Genomic DNA, 21964 nt, shown 5'->3' with positions numbered 1-21964 from the left:
ACGGCCTCCGCGGCTCGAATCGCACCCTCACTCAGCGGATCACGTTGAGCAGATCAGACATCATCGTCTGGGCCGTCGACATGACGCGCGTGTTCGCAGAGTAAGCCTGCTGGGTTACGATCATCTTAGAGAATTCGGTCGCAATGTCGGTGTTCGATTGCTCGTTGCTCGCGCCCGAGATCGTGCTGCCGTTGAGGCCCGCGAGCGGAGGCCCCGAATCGACCGTCTGGAGATAGTTCCCGTTCGTATCGGCCTTCAGGCCGTCGGCATTGGCGAACTGGACGACGCCGACCGAGGCGAGAGCCACGACCGAACCGTTGGAGAAGGTGCCGTTGACCTTTCCGTCCGGACCGACGGCCACGCTCGTGAGCGTCCCGGAGCTGTTGCCGTTCTGCGTCAGCGCGTTGGTCGTCGCCGCACCGGTCGTGTCGGCATACTGCGTCAGGCCTGAGGCGCTGAGATTCATGTTGAGGCTGGGGAACGTGTAGTCACCCATGGTGATCGGCCCCAGCGGAATCGGGTTCGTCGAGGGCGAGGTGAGCTTCCCAGTGGAATCGAAGGTGAAGGCCGTGCCCACGTTGTTCCAGTCGGACGTGGTGAGCGCGCTCGGGTTGGTGGAGTAGTACAGGTTCCACACGGCCGGCTGAGCCGGCGTGGTCGTCGCGTCCTGGACCTTGGCCCAGCGGGTCGTCAGCGTGAGCGGCGCGCCGGTCGACGTGTAGACCGGCAGCGACGGGCCGGCGATGCTGTTGCTCATGAAGGTCGAGACGGCACCGGTCTGGGTCGAATCGACCTTGACGCCGGTCTGCCCCGATCCGGAGGTCACGACCGCTGCGGTATTCTGATTGTAGAGATCGGATCCCGACGTCGCCGAGGCCGACGTGCTCGGCGTCGAGGGCAGGTTTGCGGCGTAGGTGATCGTCGTGGTGGCCTGCGCCGGCAGCGCCGAGTTGCCGATCTTGATCGGACCGATGCTGGTCGTCTGACCGGTGATCGGATCGAGGTTGGATCCGGTCAGGTATCCGCCGGCGCCGTTGACGAGATAGCCGTCCTTGTCCTGGGCGAAATCGCCCCGGCGCGTGTACAGGCTCGTGCCGCCGAAGGATGTGGCGCCGTTCGCGTCGCCGGTCTTCTGCACGACGGTGAAGAAGCCCTGGCCGTTGATGGCCATGTTGGTGGGCACGCTCGACGAGACCACGTTGCCGGCCAGGGTGTTGGTGAGCTGCGACTGGGGCAGCACCGAACCCGCGACCTCTCGGCCCGGCGTCTTCTCGGACATCAGGTCGACGAAGCTGGTGTCGATGCGCTTGTAGCCGGTCGTCTGCGAGTTCGCGATGTTCCCGGAGATGTTGCTGATGGCGTAGGACTGCGCCTGGAGTCCGGAGACCGAGGTCTGCAGGGCGGTGAAAAGATCCATGGCGAACGATCCCGATGCGCGCCGCACTGGCCCGCAGGCTGGTCCGGCCGCAACCGGCATGCCAGGGCTAAGTCCTTGGGAATCCTGGACCGGATTGTCGACGACCCGGCAGGGTTGACCGGTCATGGCCGCGCGCCCGGCAGATCCTGCCGGGTCGGACCCGCGGGCGCGGAGATCCGGACCGGAAGTCCCGTCCGCCGCGTTTACGCGGTGTTATTCGACACGCGCGAAGATGCCGCCGGGCCGGGGCCACGCGCGGTGCGTCCTGTCCGGAAGCGCTGAACGGGTACGGATTGCGGATCTCGGGATCATGCGGGCGAAACGGACAAGCCTCGTCCACATCATCTACTTCTCGCGTCTCAAGCTGTCGTCGGACGCGGCGAAGAGGTCCGAGCAGATCAGCGATATCGGTCGCATCGCTCAGAAGAAGAACGAGTTCGCGGTGATCACGAGCTTTCTGGTCATCGAGGGCAACTTCGCCTGCCAGGTCATCGAGGGCGAGCGCACATCCGTGCACGAGACCTTCGACCGGGTGAGTGCCGACAGCCGGCACCGCGAGGTCCAGATCAGCGAGTGGCGGGAGATCACCAAGCGCGAGTTCGTCCACTCGTTCAAGAGCGCGCAGCGCACGGCCGGGAACGACACGCTGTTCGCCAAGGCCAACCTGCTCCCGATGCTCCAGCGCGGAACGCCGAAGGCGTCCGCGATACACGGGCTGTGCCTGTCGCTGCAGTCCGACGCGATGTCCCGTCAGGGCATCGACCACCTCTTCATCTGAGCCGCCGATGTCCGAGAGCGATACGCCCCCGATTCTCATCGTCGACGATCAGGAGAAGCTCCTGCGGCTGATCGTGATGCTGATGACCCGCATCGGCTTCCCGGACGTCGAGGGCGTCACCAACGCGCCCGAGGCGCTGGAGCGTATGCGGCAGCGCCGCTACGCCCTGGTGATCTCCGATCTCGACATGGAGCCCATGGACGGGCTCACCCTGCTGCGCGAGATCCGCGCCGACGACGCGCTGATGAACACGCCCTTCATGCTCACCGAGTCGTCCTTCGACTTCGAGGACATCAACCTCGCCCACCAGGCGGGCGCGGACGCCTTCATCCTCAAGCCGTTCGACATGGCGGTGCTAAAGACCAAGCTGAAGCAGGTCCTCAACCGCAAGCCGCGCAAGCGCGAGGCGCCGATCGCGTCCGAATCGACCCTGAGCGTCGAATTCCCGATGCTCGGCAAGTTCTGACGCCGCGCACCCCTCGCGGGCCCGGCGACGCGGAGGCGCCGCCGAAGCGCGTCACGCCGCCCGCTTCTGGTAATCCTTCACGTCGGTGAAGCGCACGGCCGGGTAGCGCTCCTCCTCGTAGCGGAGCGAGAAGGCCGTGGTCGCCATGAAGACCGGGGCGCCGTCGAGGTCCTTGGCCATGGCCGAGCCGTGCGAGTCGATGAACTTGTCGAGCTCGGCCTCCGAATCAGACGACACCCAGCGGCAGACCGAGAATCGCGACGTCTCGTAATCCACCGGCAGGCCGTACTCGGCCTGGAGCCGCTCCTTCAGCACGTCGAGCTGCAGCGCGCCGACCACGCCGACGATCGCCTGGCTGCCGTCCTGCGGCACGAACACCTGGACGACGCCCTCCTCGCCCATCTGCTGGAGCGCCTCGCGCAGCTTCTTGGCCTTCATGGCGTCGGTGAGCTTGATCCGGCGCAGGATCTCCGGCGCGAAGCTCGGGACACCCCGGAACACGATGTCCTCGCCCTCGGTGAGCGTGTCGCCGATCCGGAGCGTGCCGTGGTTCGGAATGCCGACCACGTCGCCGGCATAGGCCTCGTCGGCGATGGCACGGTCCTGGGCGAAGAAGAATTGCGGCGCCGAGAGCGAGATCGGCTTGCCGGTGCGCACCAGCCGGGCCTTCATGCCCCGGTTGAGCTTGCCCGAGCAGACCCGCATGAACGCGATCCGGTCCCGGTGATTCGGGTCCATGTTCGCTTGGATCTTGAACACGAAGCCGGTCATGCGCGGCTCGGTCGGCTCGACGAGGCGCTTGTCGGCGTCCTGGCCGCGGGGTGGCGGCGCCACCTTGGCGAGACCGTCGATCAGGTCGCGCACGCCGAAATTGCGCAGCGCCGAGCCGAAGAAGACCGGCGTCAAGTGGCCCTCGCGGAACGCGTCGAGGTCGAACGGCTTCAGCCCGCCCTCGGCGAGTTCGACCTCCTCGCGCCACGCGTCGGCCGCGCCGTCCTCGGTGAGCAATTCGTCGAACAGCTTGTCGCCGGGACCCGAGACCGGGACCATCCCCGCATCCTCGGCGGCGTCGAGGCGGCGGACACGGTTGCCGCCGAGCTCGTAAGTACCGGAGAAGTTGCGGCCGGTGCCGATCGGCCACGTGACCGGGGCGACGTCGAGGGCCAGCGTCTTCTCGATCTCGTCCAGAAGCTCGAACGGGTCTCGCGCCTCGCGGTCGAGCTTGTTGACGAATGTGACGATCGGGATGTCGCGCAGGCGGCAGACCTCGAACAGCTTGCGCGTGCGCGCCTCGATGCCCTTCGCGGCATCGATCACCATGACGGCCGAATCGACCGCCGTCAGCGTCCGGTAGGTGTCCTCGGAGAAGTCCTCGTGGCCGGGCGTGTCGAGGAGGTTGAAGACGCAGTCGCCGTACTCGAAGGTCATCACCGAGGTGACCACCGAGATGCCGCGCTCCTTCTCGATGCCCATCCAGTCGGAGCGGGTCGAGACCCGGTTGCGCTTGGCCTTCACCTCGCCGGCGAGCTGGATCGCGCCTCCGAACAGCAGAAGCTTCTCGGTGAGCGTGGTCTTGCCCGCGTCGGGGTGGGAGATGATCGCGAAGGTGCGCCGCCGCGACACCGGATCGGCCGGCCTCGCCTCGGTCTTGGTCTGCATCAGCATGGAGCGAACGCTCTGGGTCGGCGGAACGTGGTGGTGCGCGGCGCGGCACTCGCGCGGTCTCGAGATCGTGTAGCGGCAAGCCCCGATATTGGCAAAGACGGCGGCAGAATGGGGCCTCCTTTCAGGCACCGTACAGGGGCGCGACACCACGCTTCCCCGGTCGATCCACGCTTCGCGAGGCCCCGATGTCGCGCGCCGCAGCACGCTGCTGTCTGGTCACCGCTCTGCTGTTCGCCTCCGCGGGCCCCGGGCCCCGCGCGGCCGAGGCGCCGCAGCGCGCCGCAGCGGCCGACGCCGCCTTCCTCGATGCCCTGACCTGGGGCGCCACGCCCTCGGCCTTCGCGCAGCTCACCGCGGAGGGGCGGGCACGCTGGCTACACGATCAGCTTCACCCGCCCGCCGAAATGCGCCTGCCCCCCGACGCCCAGGCGCAGGTCGACGCGCTGACCCCGCCGGGCAGCCTGTTCGAGCGGGCCCAGGCCCTGGACGCGCAGGCCAAGGCGGCGAAGGACATCGCCGATCCCGAGGCCAGGAAGGTTGCGCAGCAGGCTTTCCAGGCGGCGCTCAACACGGCCGCGCGGAACGCCGCCTCCGTCTGGGTGCTGCGGGCGCTCTACAGCCCCGACCAGCTGCGCGAGCGCCTGACGTGGTTCTGGTTCAACCGGCTCAACGTCCACCAGGGAAAGTCGACGCTGCGCGCCGCCGTGGGCGACTACGTCGAGACGGCGATCCGCCCGCACGTGCTCGGGCGCTTCCGCGACCTGCTGATGGCGAGCCTGCGCCACCCGGCGATGCTGCGCTACCTCGACAACGACGCCAACGCCGCCGGCCGCCCCAACGAGAACTACGCCCGGGAGATCATGGAGCTGCACACGATGGGTGTCAGCTCCGGCTACACGCAGGGCGACGTCGAGGCGCTGGCCCGGATCCTGACCGGCGTCGGCATCGACCTGAGGCCCGAGAACCCGAAGCTCCGCCCCGAGCGCGCCGCCGACTTCCGCCGGGACGGCCTGTTCGAGTTCAACCCGACTCGGCACGATTACGGCGACAAGGTCTTCCTCGGCGCGCGCATCCGGGGCCGCGGCTGGCCCGAGGTCGAGGAGGCGGTCGACCTGATCGCCCGCAACCCCGCCACCGCCACCAGCGTCTCCCGGGCGCTGGCGACCTACTTCCTCGGGCAGGCACCCGACGACGCCCTCGTCGCCCGACTCGCCGCCGTCTTCACGCGGACCGACGGCGACATCGCCGCGGTGATGGAGGCGCTGGTGCGTGAGCCGGCCTTCGCGGCCGAGCGCGGCGGCGCCTTCAAGGACCCGGTCCGCTACGTCTTCTCGGCTCTGCGCATGGCCTACGACGCGCGAGTCATCCGCAACGCCGGCCCGGTGCTCGGCTGGCTGAACCGCCTCGGCGAGGGCCTGTTCAACCGCTCGACGCCGGACGGCTACCCCCTCGACGCCGCGTCCTGGACCGGACCCGGGCAGCTCGCGACGCGGTTCGAGATCGCCCGGCAGATCGGGTCCGGCTCGGCCGGCCTGTTCAAGCCGGCGCTGCCCGATCAGGCCGAGGAGCCGGCCTTCCCGGTGCTCGCCAACGGGCTCTATTTCTCGGCGCTGTCCGGCACCCTGTCGGCGGCGACGCGCGCGGCCCTCGCCCAGGCGGTCTCGCCGCAGGACTGGAACACCCTCTACCTCGCCTCGCCGGAGTTCATGCGATGAACCGTCGCGACCTGATCCGCGCCTCGGCGGCGCTCGGCCTATCCACGGTGGCCGGCCGCGTCTGGGCCGCCCCGAAGGCCGACGCGCGCCTCCTCGTGGTGTTCCTGCGCGGCGCCTACGACGCCGCCAACGTGGTGATCCCGACCGGCAGCGACTTCTATTATCGGTCGCGGCCGAACCTCGCGATCCCGAAGCCCGACGCGTGGGACCCGAAGGCGGCGCTCGCGCTCGACGCCGACTGGAGCCTGCACCCGGCTTTGCGCGACACGCTCCTGCCGCTTTACGCCAAGGGTCAGGCCGCCTTCGTGCCGTTCGCCGGCACCGACGACCTGACCCGGAGTCATTTCGAGACCCAGGACACGATCGAGATGGGTCAGACGGTCGGCGCGGCCCGCGACTACAATTCCGGCTTCATGGCCCGGCTCGCCGCGGAGCTGACCCGGGTCCGGCCGATCGCCTTCACCGACCAGATGCCGCTCATCTTCCGGGGCGGCGAGACGGTGCCCAACATCGCCATCAACGGGGTCGGCAAGCCCGGCATCGACGACCGGCAGGCCCGCCTCATCGCGGCGATGTACAGCGACACCAAGCTGGCCGCCGCCGTGACCGAGGGGTTCCGGGTGCGCGACGCGGTCTACCACACGATCTCCGATCATGCCGGGCAGGCCGACCGCGGGGCGGTCTCGCCCAAGGGCTTCGAGCTGTCGGCCCGGCGGATCGGCCGCCTGATGCGCGAGAACTTCAACCTCGGCTTCGTCGATGTCGGCGGCTGGGACACGCACGTGAACCAGGGCGCGGGCACCGGCTACCTCGCCGACCGGCTCGGCGAGCTGGGGCGCGGACTCTCGGGCTTCGTCGAGGAGATCGGGCCGGGCTGGTCCGACACGGTGGTGGTGGTGCTGTCGGAGTTCGGGCGCACCTTCCGGGAGAACGGGAGCCGCGGCACCGATCACGGCCACGGCAGCGTCTACTGGATCCTCGGCGGCGGCGTCCGGGGCGGCCGGATCGCGGGACCGCAGGTGCGGGCCGACGAGGCGCACCTGTTCCAGAACCGGGACTATCCGGTGCTCACCGACTATCGCGGCCTGCTGGGCGGCCTGTTCCGGCGGCTCTACGGGCTCGACCAAGCGAGCCTGCGGCAGATCTTCCCCAGCGCGGACCCGGCGGATCTCGCGCTGCTGTAGGGAGCGGGCCGTCGCAGCGTCGCGCCGTCCCAGCACTCGCGAGCCCGGGCTCTCAGCCCCTCCGTCATCGCGAGCGCAGCGAAGCGACCCAGGGCCGCACGACATCGGCAGGCGTCGCGCGACGCTGGGTTGCTTCGCTGCGCTCGCAAGGACGACCAAGCGCATGTCGTGCCGACGTATCGATGCTCCTCAGCGGATCCCGACATCAGCGCGCGAAACACCTTCGACGGGTTGGCTCCGCGCCTCTCTGTCCGCGCGATCAGGCCGCGGCGGCCGCCAGGGCGCGCAGTTCGCCGACCAGCTCGTCGACCCGCTCCGTCCGGGCATCCCAGGCGAACATGAAGCGCGCCCCGCCGCCGATGAAGGTGTAGAACCGCCAGCCCCGGGCGCGCAGGCCCTCCATCGTGGCCGCCGGCATCGTCAGGAAGACCGCGTTCGCCTCGACGGGAAACAGCGCTCGCACCCCCGGCAGCCCGCCGACCGCCTCGGCGAAGCGGCGGGCGCAGGCGTTGCCGTGGGCCGCGTTCCGCAGCCACGCGCCGCTCTCCAGCATGCCGACCCAGGGGGCCGCGAGGAAGCGCATCTTCGAGGCGAGCTGGCCGGCCTGCTTGCAGCGGTAGCCGAAATCCTCCGCGAGCTTGGCGTCGAAGAACACCACCGCCTCGCCGGCATGCATACCGTTCTTGGTGCCGCCGAAGCACAGGACGTCGATGCCCGAGCGCCACGTCATGTCGGCGGGGCTGCACCCGAGGCTCGCGCAGGCATTGGCGAAGCGCGACCCGTCCATGTGCAGGGCGAGGCCCAGCTCGCGGCAGGTCGCCGACAGGGCCCGCAGCTCGGCGAGGCTGTAGACCTGCCCGGTCTCGGTGGGCTGCGTGATCGTCACCACGCGCGGCCGCGGGAAGTGGATGTCGCTGCGGTTCTGCGCCAGCCCGCGGATCGCCTCCGGCGTGAGCTTGCCGCCCTCGGTCCAGACGGTCAGCAGCTTCGAGCCGTTCGAGAAGAATTCCGGCGCGCCGCACTCGTCGGTCTCGACATGGGCCGAGTCGGCGCAGATCACGCTGTGGTAGGACTGGCACAGCGCGGCCAGCGCCAGCGCGTTGGCGGCCGTGCCGTTGAAGGCGAAGAACACCTCGCACGGGGTCTCGAACAGGTCCCGGAAGGCGTCGGCCGCCCGGGCGGTCCAGGTGTCCTCGCCGTAGGCCGGGGCGTGGCCGCGATTGGCCGCCTCCATCGCAGCCCAGGCCTCCGGGCAGATGCCGGAATAGTTGTCGCTGGCGAATTGCTGCGAGTCGTCGTGTCTCATCCGCGCAACCTAGCACGGCGCAGGCGCGGATGGATCGCGCGGACAGGTTGGAACTGGTGCGCGCTTGGTGTAATAGCCCCGTCAAGGCGTGAGCTCCACGCCGATTCGGAAACCGACGTTCCCGTCCCTCCCGGGTTCAAACCGGGCGAGGGACGTTGCCGGTTTCCAGATCGGCGGCGGGCCGCGTGAACCCAGAACTTCAGGTCCAGAGGATCAAGTCCGTTGCAGGTACTCGTTCGCGACAACAACGTCGATCAAGCGCTCCGCGTCCTCAAGAAGAAGATGCAGCGCGAGGGCATCTTCCGCGAGATGAAGCAGCGCAAGGCTTATGAGAAGCCGTCCGTGCGCAAGGCTCGCGAGAAGGCCGAGGCCGTCCGCCGCGCCCGCAAGCAGGCCCGCAAGACCGCGATCCGCGAGGGCCTGATCGCCGCGCCGAAGCCGAAGCCCCGCTTCCCCGCCGGCGGCCGTCGTCCCGGCTTCCCGTCGCCGTCCGCCACGCAGGGCCAGGGCGGCAACGCCGCCGGCCAGACCCCGGTCAGCCCGGCTCCCGCCGCCTGAGCGACACCACGTCAGTCATGAGAGAGCCCGGCCTGCGCGCGCAGGCCGGGCTTTTTCTTTGCGTCGCGTCCGGATGAAGGCGCCCGGGCACGCGAGCCGCACGTGGCGCGGGTCCCCTCTCCATCCGGGTCGAGCTTGTCCCGAGTCGGGCTTCTCCAGACGGATCTCGGGCAGGCCCGAGATCCGTCTGGAGAGGGGGAAGGTCGCGCCTGTAACGCCGAGCCGGGGCTCTGCGCTCGCGATGACGTGAAGAGCTTTGAGCGCCGGGCGCTCAGGCCGCCAGCTCAGGCCGCCAGCTCAGGCCGCCAGCTCAGGCCGCCAGCTCAGGCCGCCAGCTCAGGCCGCCAGCTCAGGCCGCCAGCTCAGGCCGCCAGCTCAGGCCGCCAGCTCAGGCCGCCAGCTCAGGCCGCCAGCTCAGGCCGCCTTGGCGGCCATGGTGGCGTGCTCGGCCTGGACCAGCACGTCGAGGGCCCGCCAGGGCTTCTGCATGTAGACTGCCTGATCGGGGAGCCGCGCATCCCGGCTCGCGCCCGAGGTGACGACCACGCGCACGTCCGGCCACCGCCTCTTGACCGCCTGCGCCAGCGACACGCCGTCCATGGCGCCCGGCAGGCGCACGTCCGCGAAGAGCAGCGCCACGGTCACGTCGGACCGCTCCAGCACCGAGAGGGCCGCCTCGGCGCTCTCGCAGGCGATCACGCCGAGATCGGTCTCCTCGAGCACCGCCGTCGCGAGATCGCGCACAGCCGCATCGTCCTCCACGACGAGCGCCACGGGGGCGGAACTATCGGGCGTTGCGCGATCCATCAAAGTCTCCTGCTGCCGGTGCCTTGCCCCGCGTCGGGTGGCCGCCTGTACGGCGAGCTTCTGATTCCCCGATTCGGCCATGCTGATCCTTCATGAGGCGGCTCACAAGAGTCGCGTCGCTCTGGAGGCGAATGCCTGCCCTGCGGACAGGCGGCACCATTTTCATGCGGAACGCACGAAAATGGCGCAGTTTCCGGGCGGTTAAGAAACTGTTCACTGGAGTGGACCGACTGTTAACGTCCTGCAGCGGAACGTCTCAACCCGCGCGGGGCGTTTCGCGGGATCGAACGCGGCTCAGAGCTGAAGGATCATCGTCCGACATGTGCCGTTTCCTCGCCTACAGCGGTGAGCCGGTCTTCCTCTCCGACCTCGTCTGCGCGCCGACCCACTCGCTGGTGCACCAGTCGCTGCACGCCGACGAGGGGAAGACCGAGACCAACGGCGACGGTTTCGGCATCGGCTGGTACGCCGAGCGGCCCGAGCCGGGTGTCTACCGCGACATCTCCCCGGCGTGGTCGGACGAGAACCTCGTGAACCTGTGCGGGCAGGTGCGGGCGCGGACGTTCTTCGCGCACGTGCGCGCCTCGACCGGGACGGCCACCGCCCGGGCCAACTGCCACCCCTTCGTGTTCGGCCGCCACCTGTTCATGCACAACGGCCAGATCGGCGGCTACCACCGGATCAAGCGGCGCCTCGAGGCGCTGATCCCGGATTCCTACTACGACCATCGCCGCGGCAGCACCGACTCGGAGGCGATCTTCCTCCTGGCGCTCGCCAACGGCCTCGAGGCGGACCCCGTCGGCGCGATGGCGCGGACGCTGAAGACCGTCCGCGAGTTGATGGAGTCGGCGAATGTCTGCGAGCCGCTGCGCTTCACCGCGCTGCTCACGGACGGCGAGACGCTGACCGCCTATCGCTGGGCCTGCGACGGCCGGCCGCCGAGCCTGTACTATCGCGAGGGTCCGGGCGGCATCGTTGTCGTCTCGGAGCCCATCGACGGCTGCCGCGAGGGCTGGCGGGTGGTTCCGAAGGGCGCGACCCTGCGCGCCCGCCACGGGAGCGCGACGCTCGTCGAGGCGCCGGAGCCCGCGCGCGCCGCCGCCTGAATACAGACGGCCCCAGGCATGCCGCCGCGGGGATTGCCGGGGCGCGCCACATCGCCACATTCCGCCTGCGGCCGATGGTGCGGCCGAGCGGGAATCGACCGATGTATCCGGATACCGAGCTTCACATCGCCGGGCGCTGGCGCGCGGGTGCCGACCGGGACACCCTGGGGGTCCTGAACCCCGCCACGGGCGAGACGATCGGCCAGTGCGCGGTCGCCACCACGGCGGATCTCGACGAGGCCCTGGCGGCCGCCGCCCGCGCCTTCCCGGCTTGGCGCAAAGTCGCGCCCTTCGAGCGCGCCAAGGTGATGCGCAAGGCGGCCGACCTGCTGCGCGCCCGGGTCGACGAGATCGCCCGGATCATGACGCTGGAGCAGGGCAAGCCGCTCGCCGAGTCGCGTGTCGAGACCCTGGCGGCGGCCGACATCATCGACTGGTTCGCCGAGGAGGGTAAGCGCGCCTACGGCCGCGTCATCCCGGGCCGCGCCGACGGCGTGCTGCAGGCGGTGGTCCGCGAGGCGGTCGGGCCGGTGGCCTGCTTCACGCCCTGGAACTTCCCGATCAATCAGGCGGTCCGCAAGATCTCGGCGGCGCTCTGCACCGGCTGCACGGTGATCCTGAAGGGCCCGGAGGACACGCCGGCGAGTTGCGCCGCCCTGATCCGCGCCTTCCTGGATGCGGGCATCCCGGGCGACGCGCTCTCGCTGGTCTACGGCGATCCCGAAGCCATCTCGGCCTACCTGATCCCGCACCCGGTCATCCGGAAGATCTCGTTCACCGGCTCGACCGTGGTCGGCAAGAAGCTCGCGGCGCTCGCGGGCGAGCACATGAAGCGCGCCACGATGGAACTCGGCGGCCACGCCCCCGCGATCGTGTTCGGCGACGCCGACGTGGAGAAGGCGGTGGCCGTCCTGGCCCCCTCAAAGTTCCGCAATGCCGGCCAGGTCTGTGTCTCGCCGACCCGCTTCCTCGTGCACGATTCGGTTTTCGATCGCTTCGTCGAGGGCTTCACGACCTTCGCCAAGTCGGTGAAGGTCGGCGACGGGCTCGATCCCGAGACCAAGATGGGACCGCTGGTCCACGGGCGGCGCCTCGACGCCGTCACGGCGCTGGCGGCGGACGCCGAGTCGAGCGGCGCGACGCTGCGGGCGGGCGGCAAGCGCATCGGCAACCAGGGCAACTTCTTCGAGCCGACGGTCTTCACCGAGGTGCCGCTGACCGCCCGGATCATGAACGAGGAGCCCTTCGGCCCCCTGGCGATGATCAACCGGTTCTCCGACGACGAGGAGGCGCTCACCGAGGCCAACCGCCTGCCCTACGGGCTCGCGGCCTACGCCTACACCCGCTCCGCCGAGCGCGCGGCGCGGGTGTCGAACGCGGTCGAGAGCGGCATGATCTCGATCAACCACCACGGCCTCGCCCTGCCCGAGACGCCGTTCGGCGGCGTCAAGGATTCGGGCTACGGCAGCGAGGGCGGCCCGGAGGCCCTCGACGCCTACCTGGTCACCAAGTTCGTCACGCAGGCGAATTTCTGACGCACCGGCCGGCGCGCCGCGGCGCGCCGGCCCCTCCCCTCAGTAATGCGGCGGCGGCGGTTCCGGCCCGCGCGGCGCCGCGCGGGCGGCCGCCTCCTCCACCTGCTCCCGCAGCGCGTCGAGCTGCCGGACGAGCCGGTCGATCACCCGCCACTGCTCGGTCACGGTCCGGTTCAGATCCTCGATCGTCGCATCCTGCTCGGTCAGGCGCATCTCCAGGCGATCGATCCGTGTCGCCTCGTCCATGTCGGGTCTCCAGGCAGTGCCGTGTCGCGAGCTGTCCCCGCCCCGATCGTCTCGGACCGCCGGCGCTCGACGCTCCTCCTAACGCAGGCCGCGCGCCGAACAACCTGACGGACCGCCTCCAGCCATGACCAGTCGAGAACGTCCATCAGTCGATGTATAGCCTCGAAGACCGTTAATTGCGCAAAATTTATTTATATCTCGCGTGTCTTTGCCGTCTGAATAAATGCATTTTGCGTTGATAGACTGCGCTCCTACAACTTTCTCGCGCTCTCATCGAGCCTGTTTCATGACGAGAGCACGCCATTGACGGTTTTTTAAGCGCGTCTCCTCATGATCGTCCGAACTTTACAGATCAGGCGGGCACGGGCTCCGATGGCGATGTTTGGTTCACGCGACGACGCCCTCCTCGCGGCGATCGACCGGACGATGGCGCGGGTGGAATTCGACCTCGACGGCACCGTCACCGACGCGAACGCCGTATTCCTCGACCTCGTCGGTTACACGCTCGACGAAGTCCGGGGCCAGCATCACAGAATGTTCGTGCCTGAGGCCGACAGGTCCGGTCCGAACTACAGCGCCTTCTGGGACCGGCTGCGCGCCGGTCAGCACGAGGCGCGTGCCTTTCCGCGGGTGACGAAAGCCGGCCAGACCGTGTGGATCCAGGGCTCCTACAACCCGATCCTCGACCGCCGCGGCAAGCCCACCAAGGTCGTCAAGCTCGCCACCGACATCACCGCGGAACGCGCCCGCAACGCGCTCCACGCCGGTCAGGTCGAAGCGCTCAACCGTTCGCAGGCGGTGATCTGCTTCGCCCTCGACGGGACGATCACGGACGCGAACAGCAACTTCCTGTCCACGATGGGCTACACGCTGGAGGAGATCCGCGGGCGGCATCACCGCATATTCATGGCGCCGGCGGAGGCGGCCAGCCCGGACTACACGGCGTTCTGGGCCGCGCTCGGCAACGGCCAGTACCAGGCGGGCGAGTTCCGGCGGATCGGGAAGGACGGCCGCACCGTCTGGATCTTCGGCGCCTACAACCCGATCCTCGACGCCGACGGCAAACCCTGCGCGGTGGTGAAGTTCGCTACCGACGTGACCCGGCAGGTCGAAGACCGCCAGCGCCGGGCCGAGGGGCAGCGCGCGATCGACGCCGACATCGCGGCGATCCGCGATTCGATGAGCCGGGTGGTCCGGCAGGCGGACGAGACCGCGGAGGCCTCGAGCCGGACAAGCCGCAACGTCGATGCGGTCGCTGCGGGTTCGGAGGAGTTCGCCGCCTCGATCGAGGAACTCAGCCGTCACGCGATGCAGGCGAAATCCTCCGTCGATCTGGTCGTTTCCCGCGCCGAGGAGGCGGGGGCGATCGTCGTGGGGCTGACCGGCGCCGCGGACCGGATCGGGGCGGCGGTGAGCCTGATCCGGTCCATCGCCGACCAGACGAACCTACTGGCGCTGAACGCCACGATCGAGGCGGCCCGGGCCGGAGCGGCCGGCAAGGGCTTCGCGGTCGTCGCCGCCGAGGTGAAGGCGCTCGCCGAGCAGACCGCCAAGGCCACCGGCGAGATCGGAACCCAGATCGCCGCCGTGCAGGCCGAGACCTCCCGGGCCGTCTCGGCGATCGACGGGATCGGCGCCACGATCGAGCAACTCAGCGCGATCTCGCTCAGCGTCTCATCGGCCGTGACCGAGCAGGCCGCGGTGACCCGCGACATGACCGAGAACATGCAGTCGGCGGCGCAGGGCGTCGCGGCGATCCACACCGCCATGGCGGAGATCGCCTCCTCGGCGAGCGTCGTCGACGCCTCGGTGCGCAAGGTCTCGGAGGCGGCACGCGCCCTCGCGTGAGCCGGCCCGGCAGGGCCTCAGGCCGCGCGGGTGGCGACCGGATCGGCCACGGAGATCCGGTCCCGTCCGCCATTCTTGGCGGCGTAGAGCGCGGCGTCGGCCCGCTGCATCAGCAGGTCGAACGCGATGCCGGGGCGCGCCTGCGCGATCCCGATACTGACGCTGACGCGCAGGGCCGGAAGCTCGGGAACCGCGAGTTGCGCGAAGGTCTGGCGCAGCTCCTCGGCCCGGGCCAGAGCCTCGGCGGGCGAGACGTCCGGCAGGAGGCACGCGAACTCCTCACCGCCGAGGCGGCCCAGCAGGGCCTCCCGCGGCAGCAGGGTCGACGCCATGGTGCAGAAGCCGATGAGGACCGCGTCGCCGACCCCGTGGCCGAAGCGGTCGTTGACGGCCTTGAACCGGTCGAGGTCGAACAGCAGCAGGGCGGCGTCGCCGTGCCGCGCCATCGCGTCCGCGGCGGCCCTGGCGAAGGCCCGGCGGTTGCGCACGCCCGTCAGCGCGTCGGTGGAGGCGGCGATGCGCTGCTCCCGCTCCGCCCGCTCCTTGACCAGCGCCATGAAGGTGAAGGCCGAGGCGATCGAGAACATCAGGGTGACGAAGCACAGGATCGCCACCCAGTGCGACGCGAGCGGGCTGAGACCCGGCTGCGGGGGCGCCACCAGCGTCGCGGGGATCCGCACGATGTAGAAGCTGCCGTGCAGTCCCAGGATGGTGGCGGCGGCGATCCGGGAGGCGAGCCGCTCGGCGCGACCGCGCCAGATCTCCGCGGCCGCGGCGCAGCAATAGAGCGCCGCGGTCCCCGAGGCGTAGATGATGCGGGCCTCGATCGACGCGTAGAAGGTCGGGATCAGGCACAGGACGCACCAGCCGAGGGCGCCGGCCATGGCGATGCCCACCCGCGGCTCCCGATGCTCGAAGGAGCGGACGCCGCTCCAGATGAGGCCGTAGGCGGCGAGCACCACGGCATTGGCCAAGCCCACCGAGATCAGGTCGGGGATCTGGTTGCGCAGCGCGAGGCCGGCCGATCCGGCCGCGCCCACGAGATGCGCCGCGCCCCAGTAGGCGAGCACCCGGGATTCGGGCGCCTGCCGCCACGAGGCCATGAAGAGCGTGCCGACCAGGAAGGTCGTCGCCGCGCTGACGACCAGCAGGGTGGCGGGATCGAGTTGCACGGACGCCTGTCTATCCTTGACCCGGACGTTGAGCCGCCCCCGCCCCCGCGTCGCGCTACCGCCGAGCAGCGATACGAGCCGGCAGAGTATATCGCTCTATCTTGCCGGAAGCCACAGTAAGCTAGATTAGAACGACCAACCGGGACGAAGGTGCTAGTACACCGGCATATTCGTCCCGGAGCCTGCCGGGTCTCTCGCGCTGAGTGCCGCAGGGTCGCCGACTCTGACCGCGGCGCGGGCCCGCCCCCGCACGGCCCCGGAACGCCGGGGCCGGAACGCGCGGTGCGGCCCGCCCGTCAGGCGCGGTGGATCACCGGGACCGCGGGCGCGCCCTCCCACTCGGTGTTGGCGGGGATCGACTCGCCCTTCATGACGATGGTGAGCGGGCGCAGCCGGGCGAAATCGCCCACCTTGGTGTCGTAGAGCACGGTCGAGAACGCACCCACCGAGACGCCGCGCCCGACGACGACGCGGCCGATCTTCATGATCCGGTCCTCGTAGAGGTGCGTCTGCAGTGCCGAGACGCGGTTGATCGTGGCGTAGTCGCCGATGGTGACGCAGTCGAATTCGGTGATGTCGGTGGTGAGCATGCAGACGCCCTTGCCGACCTTCACGCCGAACAGCCGGAGCACCCAGGGCAGGAAGGGCGTGCCCTGGAGGTGCTCGAGCAGCACCTTGCCGGCGAGCCCCCAGTAGGCCACCGCGATCGCCTCGGTGCGCATCGCCCACCACGACCACATCGGCTGCATGCCGGGCTTGTAGACGCCCATCAGCAGCCACTTCATCGCGATGACCGCCGAGGACTGGATCAGCGCGATGGCGACGCTCGCACCGACGAAGCTGTAGGCGAGACCCCACCAGTCCTGCTCCAGGATGGCCGGGTAGAAGTACCAGTCGATCGCCGTGATCGCGAGGGTGATGTAGAGCATCGGCGAGAACGAGGTCGCGAAGGCCTCGAAGACGCCGCGCCGGATCTTCGGCCACGCGCCGGGCTCGTAGGTCTGGGCGGTCGAGCCGAGATCGACCTTCTGGCGGGCCGGCAGCCGGATCGGCGGCGAGCCGAACCACGTCTCGCCGGGGCTCATCGCGGCGTTCTCGGGCGGCTTCGACTTGATGCCGATGAGAACGTCGTCGGGGATGACGGCGCCGGGCGGCACAACGGCGTCGTTGCCGACGAAGACCCGGGCGCCGGTGCGCACCGGCTCCAGGTGCATCCAGCCGCGCCGGATCTCCTCCTCGCCGTACACCACCTCGTCGGCGATGAAGTTCTTCGCGCCGACCTCGGCGAGGTCGTAGCGGCCCGCGAGGTTGGTCGAGATCTCGGCGCCGTGGCCCATATTGGCGCCCATCAGCCGGTACCAGGCCCGCATGTAGACGGTCGCGAACAGCGACGAGAGCGTCTCCAGGGTGACCTCGACGGCGAGCGCCAGCGACCATTTCCGCAGGTAGAACAGCGAGTGGATCGAGTAGGTGCCGGAGCGGGTCCGCGGCAGCACCACCCAGCGGATGCCGGCGATCAGCAGCACCGTGCCGGCGGTCATCAGCATGGCGGTCGGCCAGGTGAGGATCGGCAGGTACCAGTGGTAGTCGATGTCGGTGATGTCGGAGAGCGAGTCCGAGATCTGGTCGAAGATGAAGAAGGCCGGGAAGATCGGCAGCAGACCCACCGCGGGGATCGCGCCGAGCAGCACCACGTAGGCCGCCATGAACGCCGCGCGGCGCGCGAAGGAGGCCTCGGCGGGCGCGGGCAGCTCCGCGGGGTCGGCCATCCCGACCTTGCGGCCGGGCGAGCCGTCCCACCGCTCGGCCGCGCCCACCCGCGAGCCCGTGGGGATCGTGGTGAGGTCGGCGATCTCCGCCTGCGGCCCGATCACCGCGTCGTGGCTGATCACGCAGGAGGTGCCCACCGCCGCGTCCGCGCCGATCTCGACCCTGCCGATGACCAGCTCGTTGCCGACGATCTCCGCGTTGGCGATGACGAGGCGGCCGCCCAGGGACGCGCCGTCCCCGATGGTCAGGAGGTCGGCCGCGCCGATCTCGATGTCGGAGATGAGCGTGTCGCGTCCGACCTTCGCACCCATCAGCCGGAGGTAGACGGCGATCGCGGGCGAGCCCTGGAGCCACTTCACGTGGACGAGGGGCGCCAGCCGCTGCGCGAGCCACCAGCGATAATAGTAGGTGCCCCAGAGCGGGTACCGGCCCGGCTTGGTCCGGCCGAGGATCAGCCACTTGCCGGCGACCGCCGCGACCGCGGTCACGCCGTTGATCGCCACGTAGACGAGGAGCAGCACGCCGAGTTCGGCGAAGAAGCTCAGGCCTCCGCCGGTGAGCAGCAGGTAGGTCACGAACATGCCGAGCCACTGCGCGGTGGCCAGCGCGATCACGAAGGGCAGCGCGACGAGCTGCCCGAGGCCGCACAGCGCACGGCGCAGCAGCGGCGGCGGCGCGAAGCTCAGGTCGCGGGTCGCGGCCCCGGCGCCCATGCCGCCCGTCCGGGCGATGAGCGCGTCGGCCATCGCCCGCACGGTGCGCAGGGCGTAGACGTCCGGCAGCGTGATCCCGGCCAACGGCGGGTTCTCGCGCACCGCCGAGACGAAGCGCGCGGCGAGCAGCGAATGGCCGCCGAGATCGGCGAAGAAGTCGCCCTCGAGGGCGATCGGCTGGTTGCCGAAGATCTGCTTGGCCGCGGCGACCAGGGCCGCCTCGGTCTCGTTGGCGGGCGTCTCCTGCTCGCCGTCGGCGGCGACCACCGTGAGCGGGGCGACCTTGAGCGCCTTGCGGTCGACCTTGCCGGACGTGAGCCGGGGCAAAGTCTCGGCCACCTCGAAATGGCCGGGCACCATGTAGGGCGGCATCTGCCCGGCGAGGGTCCGGCGGAGGGCGGCGGCGTCGATGGACCGGCCGCGCTCCGGGATCAGGAAGGCGACGAGGCGGTCGACGCCGTCGTCGTTCCGCAGCACGACGGCGGCCTGGTTGACGTCGGGCACCGCTCGGATCCGGGACTCGATCTCGCCGAGTTCCACGCGGAAGCCGCGGATCTTCACCTGGTCGTCGATCCGGCCGTGGAACACGATCCGGCCGGCGGCGTCGAGGGAGACCGCGTCGCCCGAGCGGTAGAGCACCGGGTCGGTCCCGTCCGACGCGAACGGGTTAGCGATGAACTTCTCCGCCGTCAGCTCGGGACGGGCGAGGTAGCCCCGCGCCACGCCGGGACCGCCGATCAGCAGCTCGCCCTGCTGGTCTCGGCCGAGCAGGGTCAGATCCTCGCCGGCGACGTAGACGGAGTAGTTCGGGATCGGGCCGCCGATGGTCACCGGCTCGCCGGGCCGCATCTCGGCCGCGGTAGCCACCACGGTGGCCTCCGTCGGGCCGTAGGTGTTGAACAGTTGGCGGCCGCCGGTCGCCCAGCGGGCGATCAGCGGCTCGGGCAGCGCCTCGCCGCCGAGCAGGACGAGGCGCACCCGCGGCAGGTCGCCGGAGATCATCGCCAGGAGCGTCGGGACGGTGTCGAGCACCGTGATCCCCTCGGCCTCCAGGATGCCGGGAAGCGATTCTAAGTCGCCCATCATGGCGGGGCTCGCCACGAACAGGGTCGCGCCCACGAGATACGGCACCCAGATCTCCTCCATCGAGAGATCGAAGGCCACCGAGGCGCCCTGGAAGACCACGTCGTCGGCGCGCATCCCGTAGAGGGCGTTCCCGGACCGCAGGAAGTGGCAGATGTTGGCGTGGCTGATGACGATGCCCTTGGGCACGCCGGTCGAGCCCGAGGTGTAGATCAGGTAGGCGGGGTGCTCGGGCGTCAGCCCGGCCGCGCGCGGATCGGGCAGCGGCGCGCCGGCGGGCGTCCCGGAGTCGAGATCGGCGGGCGTCAGGGCCGGGGCGACGTCGGGCGCCGTCGCGGCGAGCGCCGGGGAGACCAGCAGCGCCTTCGCGCCCGCGTCGGCGAGGCACACGCCCACCCGGTCCGCCGGCGCCTCGGCGTCGAAGGGCAGCCAGGCCGCGCCCGCCATCGTGATGCCGATCTGCGCCACGAGGAGGTCCGGGCCACGGGCCATCCAGAGGCCGACGACGTCACCCGGCCCGATGCCGCGATGGGCGAGGCCGGCGGCGATCCGGCCGGCCCGGGCGGCGACCTCCGCGTAGGTCAGGTGCGGGTGGACGCCCCCGGCGCCGACGCCGGCGCCGTCGACCAGGCAGGGATGATCGGGCCGGGTCTCGGCCGCGTGCAGGAAGATCTCGGCCAGGACCTCGTCGCGGATGAGGTCGGGCCGGTGGTCGCCGCGCAGGATCGCCGCCGCGGCTCCGAGAGGCGCGGGCTCCCCGGCCGTCGGTCCGGGCCGGGTCTTCTCGGCGACGTCGCTCATCCGCTGCTCCGCTGGCCGCCCGCTCGGGCCGGCGCCTGTCCTGGCCGCCGCCCTATAGCCTGCCGATCATGCCGTTATCGAGGCGGCTTTGCACTGCGCCGGCGCACGGGATCAAGCCCAGCGCCAGCCACCGGGCTCGAGGATCAGGACCTCGCCCTGGCGGATGCCCAGGCGGGGCGCCGCGTAGACGTCGAGGTGGCCGAGGGCGACCAGCGCGGCCCGCGCGACGCCGCCATGGGCGACGATGACCGTGTCCCGCTCCAGCCCCGCGATCATCGGCCCGACGCGCTCGACGAGGCCGGCATAGCTCTCCGCGCCGAGGCCGGGCGGGCGGTAGTGCCAGCGGTCCCGGTCGCGGCCGGCGGCCCCGGCCGGGTCGCGGCGGCGGATCTCCGCCCAGGTGGAGCCTTCCCAGCTGCCGAAACCGATCTCCCGCAGGCGCGGGTCGACGCGGTACGCCTCGGGCGGCAGGCCGAGGGCGCCCCGCAGGATCTCCATGGTGCGCCGGGTGCGCTTGAGCGGGCTCGCGACGAAATCGGCCGCTGCCAGGGCCGGCCCCGCCGCGGCGGCGAGGCGCTCCGCCACGGCCGCGGCCTGTGCCTCCCCCTGGGCATTGAGGTCGGTGTCGCGCCCGCCCTGGAGGCGCCCCTCGGCGTTCCAGGCGGTCTGGCCGTGCCGGATGAAGTAGATCGTACCCAACCGTCTCAACCCCGTCCTGCACAGGCGTCCGGAACAGCCTGGACTACCGGCCGTTCTCGCCGGCGGTCGGCAATATCCGGAACTAGGTCCTGCCCCATGTCCAAGAAGCACGGCAAGCATCATCGCGGCCACAAACGCGGTGACGGCATGACAGGTGAGGCGGATCTGCATGGCGCCACCGTGGATCACCGCCCGTCGACGGCCCGCTGGGCCGGCAGCGTCGACAGCGTGGCCGAATCCGTCCCGGCGGCGCTCGGCCGGCACGGGCCGGTACCGATCCGCCCGGCGCCCGGCATCGTGGCGGTCGAACCGGGAGTGCCCTTCGATCTCGGCTCGGTCGATCCCGACGACGTCGGCGGCCTCGAGAAGGACTGGGCCAAGGACGCCCTCGCCCAGGAGCGGGCGCGCATCGTCGCCCTCCAGGAGCGCCTCTACGCGGAGCGCGCCCGGAGCCTCCTGCTGGTGTTCCAGGCGATCGACACGGGCGGCAAGGACGGCACGATCCGGTCGGTGCTCAAGGGGGTGAACCCCCAGGGCTGCGCGGTGGCCTCGTTCAAGGTGCCCTCGAGCGAGGAGCTCGATCACGACTTCCTGTGGCGCTACCACGCCCGGGTGCCGGGGCGCGGCACGATCGGTGTGTTCAACCGCAGCCACTACGAGGACGTGCTCGTCGTGCGGGTGAAAGGCCTCGTGCCGGACGCGGTCTGGCAGAGCCGCTACGGCCGGATCAACGATTTCGAGCGCCTGCTCACCGAATCGGGCACGACGGTCGTGAAGTTCTTCCTGCACATCTCCAAGGCGGAGCAGAAGCGGCGCCTGGAGGCCCGGATCGCCGACCCCGAGAAGCACTGGAAGTTCGACCCGGCCGACCTGGTCGAGCGGAAATCCTGGGACGCCTACCAGCAGGCCTTCGCGGACGCCCTCGGCCGCTGCTCGACGCCCGAGGCGCCCTGGCTGGTGGTGCCGGCCAACCACAAGTGGTTCCGCAACTACGTGATTGCCCGGACCGTGGCGGATACGCTGGAGGCCATGGACCCGCGATTCCCCGAGGCCGCCAAAGGTATCGCGGATCTGACGGTCCCCGACTGACGCGGG

The 21964-nt window shown here is 70.3% G+C and carries 17 protein-coding genes; 9 read left to right on the top strand and 8 right to left on the bottom strand.

Annotated features, from left to right (window positions below):
- Window positions 1-31: 31 nt before the first annotated feature.
- Window positions 32-1417, bottom strand: coding sequence for a flagellar hook protein FlgE (locus BMY19_RS02285; protein WP_020092934.1), 1386 nt, complete (start codon window positions 1415-1417; stop codon window positions 32-34).
- 310 nt (window positions 1418-1727) lie between these two features.
- Here BMY19_RS02285 and BMY19_RS02280 point away from each other — a divergent pair, with 310 nt between their 5' ends.
- On the top strand, window positions 1728-2195 hold the full coding sequence (locus tag BMY19_RS02280; RefSeq protein ID WP_100250740.1) for a BLUF domain-containing protein: 468 nt from the start codon (window positions 1728-1730) through the stop codon (window positions 2193-2195).
- Between the two features lie 7 nt (window positions 2196-2202).
- Complete coding sequence (locus BMY19_RS02275; RefSeq protein ID WP_020092936.1) at window positions 2203-2661, top strand: response regulator; 459 nt, start codon at window positions 2203-2205, stop codon at window positions 2659-2661.
- Between the two features lie 51 nt (window positions 2662-2712).
- Here the strand turns inward: BMY19_RS02275 and BMY19_RS02270 are convergent, their stop codons facing one another.
- A complete protein-coding gene (locus tag BMY19_RS02270) occupies window positions 2713-4326 on the bottom strand; it encodes a peptide chain release factor 3 (RefSeq protein WP_056531911.1) in 1614 nt (537 codons plus the stop codon).
- Between the two features lie 185 nt (window positions 4327-4511).
- Between BMY19_RS02270 and BMY19_RS02265 the strand changes: the two genes are divergently transcribed.
- Entirely contained in the window at window positions 4512-6041 is a 1530-nt protein-coding gene (locus BMY19_RS02265) for a DUF1800 domain-containing protein (protein WP_100250739.1), read from the top strand.
- A complete protein-coding gene (locus BMY19_RS02260; protein ID WP_100250738.1) occupies window positions 6038-7225 on the top strand; it encodes a DUF1501 domain-containing protein in 1188 nt (395 codons plus the stop codon). The genes BMY19_RS02265 and BMY19_RS02260 overlap by 4 nt, the downstream gene beginning before the upstream one ends.
- A 259-nt stretch (window positions 7226-7484) precedes the next feature.
- Here BMY19_RS02260 and BMY19_RS02255 read toward each other — a convergent pair whose 3' ends face one another.
- On the bottom strand, window positions 7485-8531 hold the full coding sequence (locus BMY19_RS02255) for a threonine aldolase family protein (RefSeq protein WP_100250737.1): 1047 nt from the start codon (window positions 8529-8531) through the stop codon (window positions 7485-7487).
- Window positions 8532-8753: 222 nt separating this feature from the next.
- Between BMY19_RS02255 and rpsU the strand changes: the two genes are divergently transcribed.
- Window positions 8754-9089 carry a 30S ribosomal protein S21 gene (gene rpsU, locus BMY19_RS02250; protein WP_100250736.1) on the top strand — a complete coding sequence of 112 codons (336 nt, stop codon included), beginning with the start codon at window positions 8754-8756 and terminating at the stop codon, window positions 9087-9089.
- Window positions 9090-9503: 414 nt separating this feature from the next.
- Here rpsU and BMY19_RS02245 read toward each other — a convergent pair whose 3' ends face one another.
- A complete protein-coding gene (locus BMY19_RS02245) occupies window positions 9504-9896 on the bottom strand; it encodes a response regulator (protein ID WP_026604893.1) in 393 nt (130 codons plus the stop codon).
- Between the two features lie 320 nt (window positions 9897-10216).
- Between BMY19_RS02245 and BMY19_RS02240 the strand changes: the two genes are divergently transcribed.
- Both BMY19_RS02240 and BMY19_RS02235 read left to right on the top strand, forming a co-directional pair.
- Window positions 10217-11002, top strand: coding sequence for a class II glutamine amidotransferase (locus BMY19_RS02240; protein WP_056531902.1), 786 nt, complete (start codon window positions 10217-10219; stop codon window positions 11000-11002).
- Between the two features lie 101 nt (window positions 11003-11103).
- Complete coding sequence (locus tag BMY19_RS02235) at window positions 11104-12537, top strand: NAD-dependent succinate-semialdehyde dehydrogenase (protein WP_100250735.1); 1434 nt, start codon at window positions 11104-11106, stop codon at window positions 12535-12537.
- Between the two features lie 39 nt (window positions 12538-12576).
- Here the strand turns inward: BMY19_RS02235 and BMY19_RS02230 are convergent, their stop codons facing one another.
- Window positions 12577-12783 carry a SlyX family protein gene (locus BMY19_RS02230; protein WP_020092944.1) on the bottom strand — a complete coding sequence of 69 codons (207 nt, stop codon included), beginning with the start codon at window positions 12781-12783 and terminating at the stop codon, window positions 12577-12579.
- 372 nt (window positions 12784-13155) lie between these two features.
- Between BMY19_RS02230 and BMY19_RS02225 the strand changes: the two genes are divergently transcribed.
- Window positions 13156-14631, top strand: a complete 1476-nt coding sequence (locus tag BMY19_RS02225; protein ID WP_100250734.1) for a methyl-accepting chemotaxis protein — start codon at window positions 13156-13158, stop codon at window positions 14629-14631.
- A gap of 17 nt (window positions 14632-14648) precedes the next feature.
- On the opposite strand, the gene BMY19_RS02220 is transcribed toward BMY19_RS02225, so the two are convergent.
- From BMY19_RS02220 to BMY19_RS02210, 3 genes are all read right to left on the bottom strand, one after another.
- On the bottom strand, window positions 14649-15803 hold the full coding sequence (locus BMY19_RS02220) for a GGDEF domain-containing protein (RefSeq protein WP_020092946.1): 1155 nt from the start codon (window positions 15801-15803) through the stop codon (window positions 14649-14651).
- A gap of 296 nt (window positions 15804-16099) precedes the next feature.
- Complete coding sequence (locus BMY19_RS02215) at window positions 16100-20170, bottom strand: Pls/PosA family non-ribosomal peptide synthetase (protein ID WP_100250733.1); 4071 nt, start codon at window positions 20168-20170, stop codon at window positions 16100-16102.
- A 111-nt stretch (window positions 20171-20281) separates the two neighbouring features.
- Window positions 20282-20869, bottom strand: a complete 588-nt coding sequence (locus BMY19_RS02210; RefSeq protein WP_100250732.1) for a histidine phosphatase family protein — start codon at window positions 20867-20869, stop codon at window positions 20282-20284.
- A gap of 96 nt (window positions 20870-20965) precedes the next feature.
- On the opposite strand from BMY19_RS02210, the gene BMY19_RS02205 reads away from it, so the two are divergent.
- The gene (locus BMY19_RS02205; RefSeq protein ID WP_100250731.1) at window positions 20966-21958 is read left to right on the top strand and encodes a polyphosphate kinase 2 family protein; all 993 of its coding nucleotides are present in this window, start codon (window positions 20966-20968) and stop codon (window positions 21956-21958) included.
- Window positions 21959-21964: the final 6 nt, after the last annotated feature.

Origin of the sequence: Methylobacterium sp. UNC300MFChir4.1, assembly GCF_900110155.1 — a bacterium.
Lineage (GTDB): Bacteria > Pseudomonadota > Alphaproteobacteria > Rhizobiales > Beijerinckiaceae > Methylobacterium.
Note: the sequence above shows the minus strand (reverse complement) of the source record. Positions and strands in the feature narration are given on the sequence as shown.